This is a genomic window from Janthinobacterium sp. GW822-FHT07H11 (assembly GCF_058798615.1).
This window is the reverse complement of record NZ_CM179507.1, coordinates 3,717,258-3,731,945: the sequence shown is the minus strand read 5'-3', so window position 1 is coordinate 3,731,945 and position 14,688 is coordinate 3,717,258. Positions and strand designations below refer to the sequence as shown.

Genomic DNA, 14,688 nt, shown 5'->3' with positions numbered 1-14,688 from the left:
TGGTCTCTCTATGAAGTTATCCAAACTCGTTCTATCCCTGCTAGGCAGCCTGCTGATTGCAAACGCAACCGCGGCCCCAGCCACCCTGGCGGAACGCTGGTCCACCTTGCGCACGGAGCAGCCGAAGCTGCAGATCCGCGACGCGGCGCGCGCGCTGGGCGTGTCCGAAGCGCAATTGCTGGCAACCAATATCGGCAAGGGCGTCACGCGCTTGCAGGCCGATGGCAACCAACCGCGCGAAATCATGCGCGCCGCGCTGGACCTGGGCCTCGTGCAAGCGATCACGCGCAATGAAAACGGCGTCATTGAGACGACGGGCGTGGCCAGCAAGTTCAAGCAGGCGGGCGACAAGTCCGAGCAGGCCGACACCAAGGACCCGGAAACGGAAGCGCGCCAGCGCAATATCGCGGGCGGTTACCTGGGCGGCCAGATCGACCTGCGTTTCCACTTTGAAAACTGGAAGTACGCATTTGCCGTGGAGCAGCCTGGTCGCGACGGCAAGCCCACGCGCAGCTTGCAATTCTTTGACGCCAACGGCACGGCCGTGCACAAGATTTATGTGCGCAACGAGGCGGGCGTGGCCGTCTACGATAAATTGGTGGCGACTTTCCGCCTGCCGCAGCAAGGCGCGGAACTGAACGTGCTGGCCGTGGCGCCGAAAGCGGCGGAAAAGCCGGACAGCGAGATCGACGTCAAGGAATTCCAGCTGGCCTGGAAAGACATGACGGACGTGCACCAGTTCGCGCAAATCATGCGCGAATTCCACTTGACGCGCGAGCAGGCGCTGCGCCTGGCGCCGGCCGGCGTGGTCGAGCGCGTGACGCCGCAAGCGCTGCGTACCTTGCTGGAAAACGCGGCCAGGGACAAGGTCGCCATCATGGTCTTCCTGGGTAATGAAGGCTTGACGCAGATCTACAGCGGCAAGATCGAAAAAACCATGGCCGCCGGCGGCTTCTTCAACGTGCTGGACCCGGACTTCAACCTGCACATCCGCGACACGGCCCTGCGCAGCGGCTGGGTCGTCAAGCGCGGCGGCGTGACTTCCGTCGAGTTCTTCGACAACGACGGCACGCAAGTGGTCTCCTTCTTCGGCGTGCGCGAGCGCGGCAAGCCGCAGCCGCAAGCGTGGGTGGACCTGGCTGATTCCTTGCCAAAAGCCAAGTAAACAGCAGCGTCGACACTGCAGCGTTGCCGCCCGGCGTACCGGCGCGGCAACAGTGCAGAGGGACTGCCGCATGAGTCATGATGGTACTATCACAATAGTGGTATGCTGACTCCAGGACCGCAGATCGTGCCTGCGTGCCGGTTCCTGAAAGAGAGGCAAGCATGGCAACCATCATGGCCAATGGCCTCAACATCGCTTATGAAAGCCACGGCGACCCCAACGATCCGTGCGTGCTGCTGATCATGGGCCTGGGCATGCAGCTGATCGCCTGGCCGGCGGACTTCGTCGAAGGCATCGTCGAGCAAGGCTTTCGGGTCGTGCGTTTCGACAACCGCGACAGCGGCCTGTCGAGCAAGATGGCGCTCGCGGGCAAGCCGTATCTGCCGCTGGCCTACGTGAAAAACCTGCTGGGCTGGCCCCTGAAAACGTCTTACACCTTGAACGACATGGCGGACGACGCGCTGGGCTTGCTGGCGGCCTTGCGCATCGCCCAGGCGCACGTGATCGGCGTGTCCATGGGCGGCATGATCGCGCAAGTGATGGCGGCGCGCGCGCCGCGGCAGGTGCTCAGTCTGACTTCCATCATGTCGAGCAGCGGCCGGCGCGGCTTGCCCGGTCCCACGCGGGCGGCGCGCAACGCCTTGCTGCAACGGCCGAAACGCCATGCCAGCCGCACCGAACTGATGGACCATATGGCCGCCACCGCGCGCGTCATCGGCAGTCCCGCCTATCCCGTCTCGGAAAAACTGCTGTACCAGCGCATCGAGGCGGCGCTGCAGCGGGGCAGTTGCCCGGAAGGCGTGGCGCGGCAGATGGTGGCGATTGCCGCCTCGGGCGAGCGCACGGCCTTGCTGCCGAGCATCAGCTGTCCGGCGCTGGTGATACATGGCGCGGCCGACCCCCTGATCCCCGTCGCCTGCGGCATCGATACGGCGGCGCTGATTCCGGGCGCCCGGCTGGAAGTGATCGAAGGCATGGGGCACGACATGCCGCCCCAGCTGATCGAGCGCCTGCTCGCCTTGATCGATGTGCATCTGCAAGGTAAGATGGCGCCCCAGATGCGCTCCCAGCCAGCCTAGGCGCGCCCACCACTTTTGAAGGCATGGGCATTTTGAAGACACCTGAAATTGGCATCGCCATCGTCGCCCCCGGCGGTTGCGCGCCCGATGAGGCGGCCGTGGCGCGCGGCATCGCCCGCTTGCGGGCGCAGGGCGCCACCGTCCACAGTTACTACGACCCTGAACATACTTTCCAGCGCTTCGGCGGCACGGATGCGGGCCGCCTGGCGCAGCTGGACGCGGCGGCCGCCGACCCGGACGTGCAGGTGGTGCTGGCCTTGCGCGGCAGCTACGGCATCAGCCGCATCCTGCCCGACATCGATTTCGACCGCATGGCGGCCAGCCGCAAGCTGTTCGTCGGCTACAGCGATTTCACGGCTTTCCACATGGGCTTGCTGGCCAAGACGGGCCGCGCCAGCTTTGCCGGCCCCATGCTCTGCGACGATTTCACGCGCGACGAGCCCGAGCCATTTACGCTCGATCAACTGTGGTCCTGCCTGGCCGGTCCCACGCACACGGTCACGGGCGTGTCTGCCGGCAATCCGCAGGTCGAGGCCGTGGGTACCTTGTGGGGCGGCAACCTGGCCATGCTCGTGCACCTGCTCGGCACGCCGTATTTCCCGCAGGTCGATGGCGGCATTTTGTTCCTGGAAGACGTCAACGAACACCCGTACCGGGTCGAGCGCATGCTGCTGCAATTGCTGCACGCGGGCGTGCTGCAGCGCCAGCATGCGGTCGTGCTCGGTGACTTTTCCGCCTATAAATTGAGTCCCATGGACAAGGGCTACGATTTTGACGCCATGCTGGCCTATGTGCGCGCGCGCCTGCCCGTGCCCGTGCTGACGGGGCTCGAATTCGGCCACATCCGCCGCCGCGTTACCTTGCCCTTCGGCGGCCAGGCGCGGCTGCATTCGGACGACGCCGGCTTCAGCCTGCAGGTGAGCGACTACCCGACCCTGGCGCGCCCCTGAACGCCGCCTTGGACTCGATGCACGCCAGGGCCGGCAGGTTGCTGCAGCTCGACGTGCTGCGCGGCATCGCCGTGTTCGGCATCTTGCTGGTGAATATCTGGTCCTTCGCCTGGGGCAGCCTGTCCTTGCGCTATGGCACCTTGCCCGCCCAGCCGCCCGTGCTGGACCAGCTCGTCATTTTCGGCGTGGCGGCGCTGGCGCAACTGAAGTTCTATCCCATCTTCGCGTTTCTGTTTGGCGCCGGCTTCGCCCTGCAGACACGCTCCCTGAAACGCCAGCTGGGCAGCTGGGAGGCGGCGCAAGCGGCCTACCGGCGGCGGCTGCGCTGGCTGCTCGCGCTTGGCCTGCTGCACGGTTTTTGCATCTGGAGCGGCGACGTGCTGACCTCGTACGCGCTGGCCGGCATGCTGGTCCTGCCGCTGGCCGGCGCCAAACTGAGCCGCGTGCGCAACCGCGCCTGGCTGGTGGCGGGCGGTTTTCTGCTGTTCATGTGCCTCTTGATTCCCGTGGGCCAGCAGGGCGGCGCACCGGATACGGCGCAGGATTTGCAAAGCTTCGCCGCCCGCTACGCGACCTATACGCAGGGCGGCGCGTGGGCCGTGGCCAGGCTGCGCGCCAACGATTACCTGATGTCGCTGCTGTACGCCATCGTCATGCTGCCGCATATCATCGTGCTGTTCTTGCTGGGCATCTTGTCCGTGCGTTGCGGTTGGCTGACGCGGCCGCGGCGCCACCAGTGCCTGTGGCGCCGGGTGCGTGCCGTGGGACTGGGCGCGGGCTTGCCGTTCAACCTGCTGGCGGCGGGCGCCATCGCGTGGCAGGTAGCCGATCCCTATCAAACCGTGTTCGATACGGCCCTGTTCGAAATGGGCCTGTTCGCGGGCGGCCCCGTGCTGGCGGCCGGTTATGTGGCGGCGCTGATGCTGGCCGGCCCCTTCATGCTGCGCTGGCTGGGGTCATGGCTGGCGCCCGTGGGCCGCATGGCGCTCAGCAACTACCTGCTGCAATCGGCGCTCGGTACCTGGCTGCTGCAGGGGCCCGGGCTGGGCTGGGGCGCCACGCTGCGCCCCATCGAGATGCTGGGCCTGGCCCTGGTGATCATGGCGGGGCAGGTGCTGCTGAGCCGCTATTGGCTGCGGCACTTCCGCCAGGGGCCGATGGAGGCGCTGTGGCGCAGGCTGGCGCGCTTGCCCGGCTGAGTTAGTCGGTGCCCCAGTCGAAGGCGCCTTGCGGCGACGCCGGCGGTGGTGCCTTGGCCTTGGCGGACGGCACCAGCGGATTATCGACGGCATGCCATTCGAACAAGTCCGCGTCGAGCATGCAGGTGCGGGCCAGCTGCAGCGCCGCTTCGGGCGACAGCTGCGGATTGAGCCAGCGGTGGGCGTCTTCCAGGTTGACGGCCACGGGGCGGCGGTCGTGGATGTCGACCATGCCGCCCAGGCTGTCTGCCGTCACCAGCACGCAGCCCGCTTCTTCGCGGCTGTGCTTGTACGGCCCGAACTGCGCCAGCGCCAGCAGGAACAGGGGTGCGCGGTCCTTGCGGTGGATGTGCCAGGGCTGCTTGTGGCCTTTTTCACCAGTCCATTCATACCAGCCGGCCACGCAGACGATGCCGCGCCCCGCGCGCAGCAAGGGTTTCCAGTAGGCGCCGGCGAGTTTTTCCAGGCGGGCATTGATAGCGATGGGAATTTTCTTCTTGCCGGGCGCCGGCACGGCTTGCGCGGCCCAGGCGGGACGGTAGCCCCAGAACACGTCGTCGACGCGGCGCACGCCATCCTCGATGTGCAGCACGGGCCGGTACGTGCCGGGCGACACGTTCAGGTGCGGCTCGGCCTGGCTGTCGAAGACCGCGTCGGCCCAGCCGAAATGCGCCGCCAGCGCGCGCGCCGTCTCGTTTTGATCGTATCGTCCACACATGGCCAAATCATACCCGAAGGCGCAGGCGCGCCGCCGCGCGGTCGCACGCGGCGTGAGTGTGATCAAACGTACAGACCGCGCGCGGCGGCAGGCGCACAGTGATGGCAAGTCAGGTCCCTGACGCGTAGACAGCGGAGGAAAACATTATGTCTTTTGACAATCCCACGATACACAAGGGTTTCACCATCAGCGCCACGGCGCGCCAGCGCCGCGACGGACGCTGGGTCGGCTCCTTCATCAGCCAGAACCATGCGTGCGGCGCGTATGAAGATACTTGCGATTACGACGATTGCAGCAATGAAAAAGAAGCGCAGCAACTGGCGCTGTCCGTGGGCTGGCGCCTGGCCGACGGCGCCCCGGCGCGCTGAGCGGGGCCGTTCAGGCCTTGCGTCGCAAGGCCAGCAGCAGGCCCGCGACAGGAAACAGCATGGCCGTGCCCAGGCGCACGGCCGGCAGCGCCGCCACGCCGCTGCCCAGCAAGTGCGGCAACAGCAGCAGCAACAGCGGGGCGGGTACGGCGATGGCGAAGAAAAACAGGTACCAGGAGTGGCCGTTCTTCTTGGCCAGCAAGGCGATCAGGGCACAGCCGATCAGGAAGGCCAGCGGTAAATTCACATATTCCATGGTGCTGAGTTCTTATCCGGGAAAGCGCGTCATTATACGCGCGCCCAAGGCGGCCGGATGGGCGTGCCGGCGTCAGTTGCCGACGAAATCCGGCGGCTGCGGCGCCTGCGTGCCAGCCTGTGTATCCGCCAGTGGCGCATCGGCCGGCAGCAGCGCCTTGATGGCGCCGTTATAGATGAGTTCCTGGGCATACGCCGAGGCCTCGATCAAGGCCGCATGCACGGACTTGAAACTGCTGGGCGTTTCAATCAGCACGGGCTTGGCATACACTTGCTGCGTGTCGCCCCGCTTGCTGATCAGTATCATGCCCCGGTAGCGCCCATCCTTCTCCAGCGCCCCCGCCACATGAAATTCATAGCCCCTGATCTGGTGTTTTTGTTGTTGCTCCATGTTTGCCGCCTCCAGACCTGATTGTGGTGGCTCAGACCTTTTTGAGCGTATAAAACAGCTGAGTGTTTGATTTGTATCAATACGTCCCTTGAACGCATTCAACTAGCGTATCGACGCTGGCTGCAAGCGTAGCGAGCGGCGGCGATGTGTGGCCGAGAAGCGCAACCGTACATGAGTACGGTGAGCATCGCCGGCCGCAAAGCGCCCCGCGCAGCAGCTTGCGGCAAGCGTCATCACCCAGCGCGTATGGCGCGGATCTGCTGCGCCGTTTCTTCGATCTCGCGATACGCTTCCTGGATATAGCCATTGATCGGATGCCCATCCATCCATTCGAAGTAGGCGCGCTCGTCGTGTTTGATGGCAAACGGTACGTGATGGTCGCGGATCGATACGGCCGTTTCGCGTAGCAGCGCGGCAAAAAGCAGCTCCAGAGTTTCCATGATGGTCACCTTGCGAGACAGGAATGCAGAGTAATGAATGTAGCACAAAGCGCGCGGCCAGCCGCGCCGCTGCCTGTGGCGTGCGCGCCTGTTGGTCGCCCCTTCGTCAGGCCGGATGGCCGATATGTTCGTACAGGATGACGCAACCGATGACGATCAATACCAGGCCGCCCACCAGCTCGGCGCGCCGCCCGGCGATGGTCCCGAGCACGCGGCCCAGCATCACGCCCAGGGTCACCACGACGAAGGTGGAAAAGCCGATGGCGGCGGCCGTGACGACGATATTGGCACCCAGCAAGGCCAGTCCCGCGCCCACCACCATGGCGTCGATGCTGGTGGCCAGGCCCGTCACGGCCAGCACCCAGAACGAGTGCGATTGCGCGGGGGCTTCTTCCTCGTCGGCATCGGACAGGGCATTGCGTATCATTAACAGGCCGATGATGCCCAGCAGGCTGAAGGCGATCCAGTGGTCCCACGCTTCCACGTAGGGCGCGGCCACGCTGCCCAGCGCCCAGCCGATGAGGGGCGTGATCGCCTCGATGACGCCAAAGATCAGGCCCGTGCGCAGCGCCTCGCGCCATCGCGGCTTGTGCAGGGCGGCGCCCTTGCCGACGGCAGCCGCGAAGGCATCGGTGGACATGGCAAGCGAGAGGGCGGCGGTGGCGGCGAAATTCATCGTTGGCTTTCTGTAAAACCTGGCTGGGATGTGTGTGTAAACTAGAAACCCGGCGATTTTACCCTACGTACAGCACCACGGCAGAGGCCAGCAGGCAATACGCGCCAAAGAAATGCCAGCGCCCCTGTTCTAGCCAGCGCGACAGCCAGCGCAGGGCCAGCAAGCCGGCCAGGAACGACAGCAGCATGCCCAGCAGGCTGGGGCCGAGCAGGTGCAGCAGGCTGTTGCCGTGTTCCAGATGGTCCAGGCCGCCATTTGCCACGGCCTGGTAGAAGCGCCAGCCTTCCTTGGCCAGCACGGCCGGCGTCAGCACGACGGCCAGGGCAAAGCTGAACTCTTCGGCGCGGCGCTGCGGCACGCCCATGGCGATGCCGGCGGAAATGGTGGCGCCCGAGCGGGAAAAGCCGCGGAAGGGCAGGCACAGGCCCTGCACGGCGCCGATCACCATCGCCTTGCCGATGGACAAGGTGCCATGCTGGCGCGCCTGCAGGCGCGACGACACGATGATCAGCACGCCGGCGGCGGCCAGGGCGGCGGCCATCAGTGTCGCATTGCCGAACAGGTGTTCGATTTCAAAGCCGGGCCTCTCCTTGCGCATGACATGGGTGATGCCCTTGAGCAAGCCGAAGCCGACGATGCCCGTCAGGGCCGTGGCGGCCGCCAGCAGCAGCACATTGCTGCGCAAGGCGCCGGCCGCACTGAAATACGTGGCGCGCCAGGATGCCCAGAAATACACGATGACGGCGAACATGGTGCCAGTGTGCAGCATCACCAGCAGCATGGTCAGCTCGGGCGAGGTCGGATCCAGTCCCATCAGTTTTTCCGCCACGATGACGTGGGCGGAGCTGGACACGGGCAGCAGCTCGGCGAAGCCCTGGACGAGGGAAAGGATAAATAATTGCAAAAAGCTCATGGGGGGGCTGGATGGGAAAAGCAGGGCCGCCGATTTTACCCGCCGTAGCGCGCACCCGAGCCGTGCGCGCCATTACAGTTTGTCCATGTTGGCGCAGGCCAGCAGCACGCCGAGCGCCATCAGCAGCGTGCCGATCAGCCGGTCGATCGTGCGCTGCTGCTTGACCATGCGCAAGCGAAAGCTTGCCTGCGAGAAAAAGATGGCCACGAGGGCAAACCACGCGAGGTGGATGGCGGACATGCACAGGCCGTAGCCGAACTGGACGCCCAACGGCGTGCCCGGCTGCACTACCTGGGTGTAGGTGCTGATGACAAACAAGGTGGTTTTCGGGTTCAGGGCATTCGTCAGGAAGCCGCCCAGCAGGATCGTGCGCCGGGGCACGCGGGCGCCGCCCTGCAGGTCGATGACGAGGCCGGCGCGGTTGCTCCAGGTTTTCCAGCCGATCACGATCAGGTAGGCGGCACCGGCAAACTTGATCACCGTAAACAGGGCTGGTGCACTGGCGATGATCAGGCCCACGCCAAACATCGTATAGAACACGTGCACCTGCACGCCCAGCGCGATGCCGAGCGCGGCCAGCAGGCCGGCGCGGCGGCCATGCAGATAGCTGTTGCGCGTGACCATCGCGAAATCGGGGCCGGGCACGATGGAGGCGAGCAGGGTAATCAATGCAACGGCAAGCAATGCAATCATGGTTCTTCCTTGGGAGTGGCGGCGCATGGCAATCGGTGAGTAATCATCGCCTGTGCGGGGGCGGCATCTGCCCCATGCCGGTGGCTGGGACACACATTATCGCTAGAATGGCGGACGAGGAAAAACGATGATATCTTGTCGGTATGTGTGAGAAAAAGTGACAGATGATGACCAGACAGACGGCACTCGGCAGCTTGCGTTTCTTCGAGGCGGCCGCCAGGCTGGGCAGCTTCGTCCAGGCGGCCGACGAGCTGCACGTGACGCACGGGGCGGTCAGCCGGCAAATCCGCCTGCTGGAAACGTCGCTCGGCACGGCCCTGTTCGAGCGTCGCAATCGCGGCGTCTTCCTGACTGCGCCGGGCGCACAGTTGCGCGATGCCGTCCAACAAGCGTTCGAACGGCTCGACGCCGCCCTCGACGCCGTGCGCCAGCCGGCGCGCCCGGCGCCGCTGGTGGTGTCCTGCGAGCCGACGATTGCCATGAAATGGCTGATTCCGCGCCTCGGCGACTTTTACCAGCGCCATCCCGACGTGCCGCTGCACCTGTTCGCCTCGGGCGGGCCGGTGGCGTTCCAGCGCGATGCGGTGGACGTGGCGCTGCGGCGCAACGATTTCGCGTGGGATGGGGGATTGCATGTGGAAAAAGTGGGCGACGAATGGATCGCGCCCGCGTGCGCGCCCGCGCTGCTGCTGCAAGGCAAGCTGGACCTGTCCGCGCAGCGCCTGCTGCACACGGCGTCGCGCCCGGCCGCCTGGGCGCAGTGGCGCGCCGCCGATGCGGGCAACACCGGCGCCGGCCACGGCGACAGCCAGATCTACGAGCATTTCTACCTGAGCCTGCAAGCCGCCTGCGCCGGCCTGGGAGTGGCGATCGGCTCCATCTTCATGGTGCGCGAAGAGATCGACAGCGGACGCCTGGTGGCGCCCCTGGGTTTCCGGCGCGACGGCAGCGCCTATGTCTTGCTGTCGCCGCTGCCGTTCGACGGCGATGTGCGCCGCACCGCCTTGCTGCGCTGGCTGCGCGAGCAGATGGGGCAGGCGCTGCCGGTGGCGTAGCCGTCCTGCTTACTGGGGCGCGGCGGCCGGCTTGAACACGGCGCGGAACGCTGTTAACGCTGCCGGATGGTAGATCGTGCCATGGGTTTCGGCCGGCATCTTTTCCTGGTGCCACTGCAAGCCGGGCGGCGCCTGCTTTGCCAGCACGTCGGCCAGGCGCTGCACTTCCACGGCGATGCCCGCTTCGCTGCTGGACGCCAGGTACAGGCTGTGCTTGCCCGGCTTGCCCTTGGCCAGCAGGGCCGCCGCCTGGCGCGGCAGGGCGCCGCCATTCCACCACAGGCTGGGGTCGAAGGCCAGGTAATGGTCGAACAGCTGCGGTTCCAGCAGATAGGTTTCCACCACGAACAGGCCGGCCAGCGATTCGCCGACGATGGCCGTTTCGCCCGTCGTGCGGTAGCGGCGCTTGATTTCCGGCATCAGTTCATCGCGGATGAAGGCCCGGTAGGCTGGCGAGCCGCCCACCACGGGGGCGATCTTGCGGTCTGCCGCGCTGTCCGTCGGCCCCGTCAGGTCGCGCCGGCGCTGCGTGTTCTGCATGCCGACCAGCATGAACGGACGCATGGTGCCATTCGCTACCGACACCTGCAGCAGGCCGGCCACGTGCAAAAAGTCTTCCTGGATGCCGCCATCGGGCATGTACAGCACGGGCAGCGGCGCGTCGGGCGGCGTGTCCCAGGCGCGCGCCATGTACACATTGATGTGGCGCTGTTCCTTCAGCGCCTGCGAATCGATCGTGAAACTCTCGCCGATGACGAGCGGCGTGGCCGCGCTGGCGGTAGCGGCGGGCGCGGCGGTGGCGAGGTGGAAGGAGCTGGACAGCAGCAGGGCGGCGGTGAGGTGCAGTGCAAGGCAAGAGCGGCGCATGGTTTCCTGTGATAAGTAAGTTTGGATCGATGGCATGTACGCGTATAGACATGCCATCAAGCAATTCTATCTTATCTTTGGTGCAGCCTTACTTGATCGTCAAGAGTTTTCGCTCGAGCACGATACCGGCCTTGTCGATCGTGTAGGCGACCAGCAGCGCACCGTCGTCGGCGCAGGCGTGGCAGGTGATCAGAGGCGTGGAAAACAGCAGGCGCTGGCCGCCATCGGCCGTCGCCGTGCTGCCGACGAACTCGGCGGGCGCAAACGGCATGGCATCCGGGTGGGCGGCGGTAAACGCTTGCCATGCAGGCGTGGCGCGGTCTTCCTCGCGCACGGAGTGCTCGTCGACGTCGATGGCGGCGCCATCGCTGCCGATCAGCAAGGTGCCTTCATTCGTGTTGGCGCGGAACGGATAGGTGACGGTGGCCAGGGCCGCCTTGCCCAGCGGGCGCCAGGCCGAGATAAAGCCGGCCTTGTTTGCCTTGACCAGCATGTTGGCGGCGGCGATGGCTTGCGGGCGGGCACCCGAGCGCTGCATGGTGCGCAGCAGGCAGACGTCGGGCGCGGTGGGCGATTGTTCGCTGCGGCAGGCCGACAAGGAGCGTTCCTGCCACACGGCGCGCGCGTCGATGGGGCCGATGGTGGGCCGGGCGCCGGACGCCTGTGCGGTCGCCAGGCCGGTCAGGGCCAGCATGGCGCAGCCGAATACAAGGCGGGAAAATCGTGTGGGCATGGGGGCGCCTTTCAAGAGCGGAAACAGGAGAGCGTTCAATTATAGGAGGGGGCTGGCGTGCTTGCCCACACGAAAGGCCTGGCGGGCGGCTGGCGTCCCGATTAACGCTTTTTTGCCGCCGCCTGGCGCAAGGCCTTCGCTTCCTGCTTGTTGAGGATGTGCGGGCGCGTGGCCAGTTCCGCCTTGACGGCGGCGATGGCGGCGCCGAACTGCTGCTCGGCCTGCGCCGGGCTGGCGCCCGCATAGTGCTGCTGGTTCGATTGCGCGGCGCGCAGCCGGCGCAGCAGCGCCAGCAATTGCTTGCCGTGCAGTGCAGGCAAGTCTTGCGCCAGCGCTTGTGCAACCACCGCGCCTTCCACATGGTCGGGGGCGAGCAGGCGCAGCAGGGTCAGGCCTGCGGGCTGCGGTACCGGAGTCAACTTGTTCATCGGGCCATTGTAAACGAGGCCAGGATTACAGGTATTCCCAGATTTCATCGAAAGTTTCGCGCGCGAAATCGTTGCGCCACGCTTCCGAGTCCTTTTCGCGGCTGACGGCAAACACGGCGCGCCAGGTCTGCTTTGGCGAGCCCGTGTAGGTGGCGGCGATCTTTTGCAGGCCGGCCTTGCATTGCTCGACCGTGCAGCCGCTTTTCGCCAGTTGCTGGGCTGCAGGCGCCCATGCCACGGGCACCTTGACGAGCTGGCATTCGAAGCTGACGGCGGACGTTTGCATGCCGTTCTCCACCGTCACAGGGTCCGCCTTGGTGGCCTGGCACGCGGCGCCATTCTTGGCGGCGATGATGTTCGCGGTCAGCTGTTCGGCGGCCGGCGTGACGGCCGCGCGCATGGCGGCGGGGAACAGGTCGGCGATCAGCTTGCCGGTTTCTTTCGGGAATTTCGCATCCGTCTCCTTCAATCCGCTGTACGACGCGTATTCGGCGCTCTGGTGGCCCGCCAGGCGCGTGGGGCGCAAATAGGCGTTGAGCTGGGCGACGCTGGCTTCATCGTGGTTGATGATGGTCTTGATGTACAGGTTGGCGACGGCTAGCGGCGCGAGTTCCACGGCGGTTTCCGCGGCGATGGCGGGCTGCGCCAGCGCCACGGCGGCAAAGGCTGCCGCCAGCAGGGCGCTACGCGATGTTGCTACTGTTTGGTGCATGTCTATTCTCCATGAGTCGATGTCAGGCGCCAAAAGATGCTTTATAGCAACTCTGGCGCGCGCATTATAGATGGTGAAAGTCATAACGTTGCGCACTTTAGGCGTGCGTCTTGCTCGCCGCTTCCAGCAAAGCCAGCAGCAGCTCCTTGCGCCGGCCGTCCGCCTTGCGCGCCAAAGTGGCCAGTTTTTCCAGCTTGCCCCAGATCGGATACAGCATGTGCTCGACCAGATAGCCTTCCAGTCCCTGCAACTGCTGGCAGAACAGTTCCAGCTTTTCCACTTCGTCCAGTTCCGCCTGGATTTTTACTTTTGCGTTATCCGTGCAGGCGCGCAGGCAGGCCGCCAGCACGGGCGCGGACTCCGTCGTCACGCCGTGCCGTTCGGCAAAGGCGGCCGTGAACTGGTCCTGCACCGACTGGTGCTCCTCGTCGACGTTGGCCATGTAGTGCCGCACCAGCGGGAAATAGCGCGCGTCGAGCAAACCCAGGCCGAACGTGGCATAGCTGCCGGGCATGCAATTGTTTTCCCCCTCCGTGTCGGCATAGAATTCGAAGCGCTCGATGGCGGCGCGCGCATAGGCTTCGAGCTGCGGCTGCAGGGCGGCATGGGCGAGGGCATTGGCAAAGAAGCGGTGCGTGTCGGATTTCGCCAGTCCCTTGATCGGCAGGTATGCCTTGGCCTTGGATTTGAGCTTGATCTGGTAGCTTTTCGGGAAGCCGTTGTTGAGCAAATGCGTGATGAACGCCAGCGCCTGCGCATACGCGCTTTCCTCTTCCCGGGCAATCGTGATACTGATGGTGGCAAACACGTCGTTGGCGCGGCATTCGAGCAGCGCATTTTTCAGGTGGATGTCGGCATCGGGGAAGCTGCCGCTGCCTTCCTCGAGCATGCGCACGGCCCGTTCGCTGCCCAGTTCGCGCGCGATTTCCAGGAATGTCAGGCCCTTGGACTTGGCGTAGCTGGCGTCGTGGCGCAGGATCATCACCGCGCCATGCAGCAGCAGGTCGATAGGCTGCAGCGTCCGTGCATCGGGCGCCGCGCCCGCTTTCAGCGTGTATTCGGTGGCGCGGTAGGCGGACAGCGCGCGGTCATAAAATTGCGGCAGGAAAATGTTTTCCGCCCATTGCGTGATGGCGCGGATGATGTCGGAACGGTGCCTGGCCAAGTCGTCCGGCTGGGTCTTGTTCAAGGCCTGGATGCGTTCGTACTGGGCGATGGTCCAGGCCACGTCGAGTTGCGGGAACAATTGCAGGTCGAGCAGGTGGCGCGCCAGGAAGAACGTTTCCAGCGGCTTCGTCGGCTGCTTGCCATGCGTGAGCTTTTGCCCGATGTACGCGTGTATGTTTTCCAGCAAGGCCAGGCGTTTATCCTCGTTGACGTATTCCAGCAACGTCAGGTGCAGCTTGCCCTGCGCCGTCTGGAACTTGCCGCGGCAGGTGAAGCGGTAGTCGATCATCGGCGTGTCCACCAGCGGCGCCAGGCGGGCCTGTACCACGGCCGTCAGTTGTGGCACGACAGCCTCGCGCATCTGCGCATCGTCCAGGCGCGCCGCCGTGCCGGAACGGGGAGCGTCGTCGATATCGAGGCCCAGGTCGATATCATCGACCATCGTGCGGCCCGGCTTGTAGTCAAGCATCAAGTCGTTGAAGACGCCTGCTTGCAGGGTCGTGCGCTTGACGGATTGCTCCAGGTCGTTGCGTTGCAGCCGTTCATCGAACCAGGCGTGGATGGCCGCCGTCATTTCCGCCGTTACCAGCTCTACAAGAGTACTCATCAGTGTCGTCGTCTTTTCCGGTATTGTGCGCGACAGTGCCGCCGGCTGCCGTCACGGATATGTTTGATATAAAGCACTATTCTAGGTGTTCAGGCACGGCCGCAACAAGGGCCGCACGGAAGGCGTGCCGCGTGCGGGCTCTTGCATGCGCGAATGTTCGGTAACAGACGGTGGCTTGCGTGCGCTACCGGTAGTCTTGCCTGACTGGCACTCATGATCGATCGCAGGAAACGTCGCGATGCCTGTATTCCTAGCGGAAAATCGTGCCCAGC

General features: G+C 65.1%; 18 protein-coding genes. 6 read left to right on the top strand and 12 right to left on the bottom strand.

From position 1 onward, the window contains the following. The first annotated feature begins 10 nt into the window (after nucleotides 1-10). From AC3RCJ_RS16495 to AC3RCJ_RS16480, 4 genes are all read left to right on the top strand, one after another. On the top strand, nucleotides 11-1,165 hold the full coding sequence (locus AC3RCJ_RS16495; protein ID WP_492958138.1) for a hemin-degrading factor: 1,155 nt from the start codon (nucleotides 11-13) through the stop codon (nucleotides 1,163-1,165). Nucleotides 1,166-1,326: 161 nt separating this feature from the next. Beyond that, the gene (locus tag AC3RCJ_RS16490; protein WP_492958136.1) at nucleotides 1,327-2,244 is read left to right on the top strand and encodes an alpha/beta fold hydrolase; all 918 of its coding nucleotides are present in this window, start codon (nucleotides 1,327-1,329) and stop codon (nucleotides 2,242-2,244) included. Nucleotides 2,245-2,276: 32 nt separating this feature from the next. Then, nucleotides 2,277-3,194 (top strand): muramoyltetrapeptide carboxypeptidase, encoded by a 918-nt coding sequence (gene ldcA, locus AC3RCJ_RS16485; RefSeq protein ID WP_492958134.1) that lies wholly within the window; start codon nucleotides 2,277-2,279, stop codon nucleotides 3,192-3,194. A 17-nt stretch (nucleotides 3,195-3,211) separates the two neighbouring features. Then, on the top strand, nucleotides 3,212-4,393 hold the full coding sequence (locus AC3RCJ_RS16480) for a DUF418 domain-containing protein (RefSeq protein WP_492958287.1): 1,182 nt from the start codon (nucleotides 3,212-3,214) through the stop codon (nucleotides 4,391-4,393). A 1-nt stretch (nucleotide 4,394) separates the two neighbouring features. Here AC3RCJ_RS16480 and AC3RCJ_RS16475 read toward each other — a convergent pair whose 3' ends face one another. Further along, on the bottom strand, nucleotides 4,395-5,111 hold the full coding sequence (locus tag AC3RCJ_RS16475; protein ID WP_492958132.1) for an SOS response-associated peptidase: 717 nt from the start codon (nucleotides 5,109-5,111) through the stop codon (nucleotides 4,395-4,397). A gap of 146 nt (nucleotides 5,112-5,257) precedes the next feature. Here AC3RCJ_RS16475 and AC3RCJ_RS16470 point away from each other — a divergent pair, with 146 nt between their 5' ends. Beyond that, entirely contained in the window at nucleotides 5,258-5,479 is a 222-nt protein-coding gene (locus tag AC3RCJ_RS16470) for a hypothetical protein (protein WP_492958130.1), read from the top strand. A gap of 10 nt (nucleotides 5,480-5,489) precedes the next feature. Here AC3RCJ_RS16470 and AC3RCJ_RS16465 read toward each other — a convergent pair whose 3' ends face one another. The 6 genes from AC3RCJ_RS16465 to AC3RCJ_RS16440 form a co-directional block, all read right to left on the bottom strand. Beyond that, nucleotides 5,490-5,735 carry a hypothetical protein gene (locus tag AC3RCJ_RS16465; protein ID WP_492958128.1) on the bottom strand — a complete coding sequence of 82 codons (246 nt, stop codon included), beginning with the start codon at nucleotides 5,733-5,735 and terminating at the stop codon, nucleotides 5,490-5,492. Between the two features lie 72 nt (nucleotides 5,736-5,807). Continuing rightward, nucleotides 5,808-6,125 carry a hypothetical protein gene (locus tag AC3RCJ_RS16460; RefSeq protein ID WP_492958126.1) on the bottom strand — a complete coding sequence of 106 codons (318 nt, stop codon included), beginning with the start codon at nucleotides 6,123-6,125 and terminating at the stop codon, nucleotides 5,808-5,810. 233 nt (nucleotides 6,126-6,358) lie between these two features. Next, nucleotides 6,359-6,565 (bottom strand): hypothetical protein, encoded by a 207-nt coding sequence (locus AC3RCJ_RS16455; protein WP_492958124.1) that lies wholly within the window; start codon nucleotides 6,563-6,565, stop codon nucleotides 6,359-6,361. Between the two features lie 106 nt (nucleotides 6,566-6,671). Next, nucleotides 6,672-7,241 carry a manganese efflux pump MntP gene (gene mntP, locus AC3RCJ_RS16450; protein ID WP_492958122.1) on the bottom strand — a complete coding sequence of 190 codons (570 nt, stop codon included), beginning with the start codon at nucleotides 7,239-7,241 and terminating at the stop codon, nucleotides 6,672-6,674. Between the two features lie 58 nt (nucleotides 7,242-7,299). Continuing rightward, on the bottom strand, nucleotides 7,300-8,154 hold the full coding sequence (locus AC3RCJ_RS16445) for an undecaprenyl-diphosphate phosphatase (RefSeq protein WP_492958120.1): 855 nt from the start codon (nucleotides 8,152-8,154) through the stop codon (nucleotides 7,300-7,302). 72 nt (nucleotides 8,155-8,226) lie between these two features. Beyond that, nucleotides 8,227-8,847, bottom strand: coding sequence for a LysE family translocator (locus AC3RCJ_RS16440; protein WP_492958118.1), 621 nt, complete (start codon nucleotides 8,845-8,847; stop codon nucleotides 8,227-8,229). A gap of 164 nt (nucleotides 8,848-9,011) precedes the next feature. Between AC3RCJ_RS16440 and AC3RCJ_RS16435 the strand changes: the two genes are divergently transcribed. After that, entirely contained in the window at nucleotides 9,012-9,902 is an 891-nt protein-coding gene (locus AC3RCJ_RS16435) for a LysR substrate-binding domain-containing protein (protein WP_492958116.1), read from the top strand. 9 nt (nucleotides 9,903-9,911) lie between these two features. Here the strand turns inward: AC3RCJ_RS16435 and AC3RCJ_RS16430 are convergent, their stop codons facing one another. The 5 genes from AC3RCJ_RS16430 to AC3RCJ_RS16410 form a co-directional block, all read right to left on the bottom strand. Next, nucleotides 9,912-10,769, bottom strand: coding sequence for an alpha/beta hydrolase (locus AC3RCJ_RS16430; protein ID WP_492958114.1), 858 nt, complete (start codon nucleotides 10,767-10,769; stop codon nucleotides 9,912-9,914). 88 nt (nucleotides 10,770-10,857) lie between these two features. Then, the gene (locus AC3RCJ_RS16425) at nucleotides 10,858-11,502 is read right to left on the bottom strand and encodes a hypothetical protein (protein ID WP_492958112.1); all 645 of its coding nucleotides are present in this window, start codon (nucleotides 11,500-11,502) and stop codon (nucleotides 10,858-10,860) included. 101 nt (nucleotides 11,503-11,603) lie between these two features. Beyond that, on the bottom strand, nucleotides 11,604-11,930 hold the full coding sequence (locus AC3RCJ_RS16420; protein ID WP_492958110.1) for a hypothetical protein: 327 nt from the start codon (nucleotides 11,928-11,930) through the stop codon (nucleotides 11,604-11,606). Nucleotides 11,931-11,955: 25 nt separating this feature from the next. Further along, on the bottom strand, nucleotides 11,956-12,642 hold the full coding sequence (locus tag AC3RCJ_RS16415; RefSeq protein WP_492958108.1) for a hypothetical protein: 687 nt from the start codon (nucleotides 12,640-12,642) through the stop codon (nucleotides 11,956-11,958). 97 nt (nucleotides 12,643-12,739) lie between these two features. After that, nucleotides 12,740-14,416 (bottom strand): DUF6138 family protein, encoded by a 1,677-nt coding sequence (locus tag AC3RCJ_RS16410; RefSeq protein WP_492958106.1) that lies wholly within the window; start codon nucleotides 14,414-14,416, stop codon nucleotides 12,740-12,742. Nucleotides 14,417-14,688: the final 272 nt, after the last annotated feature.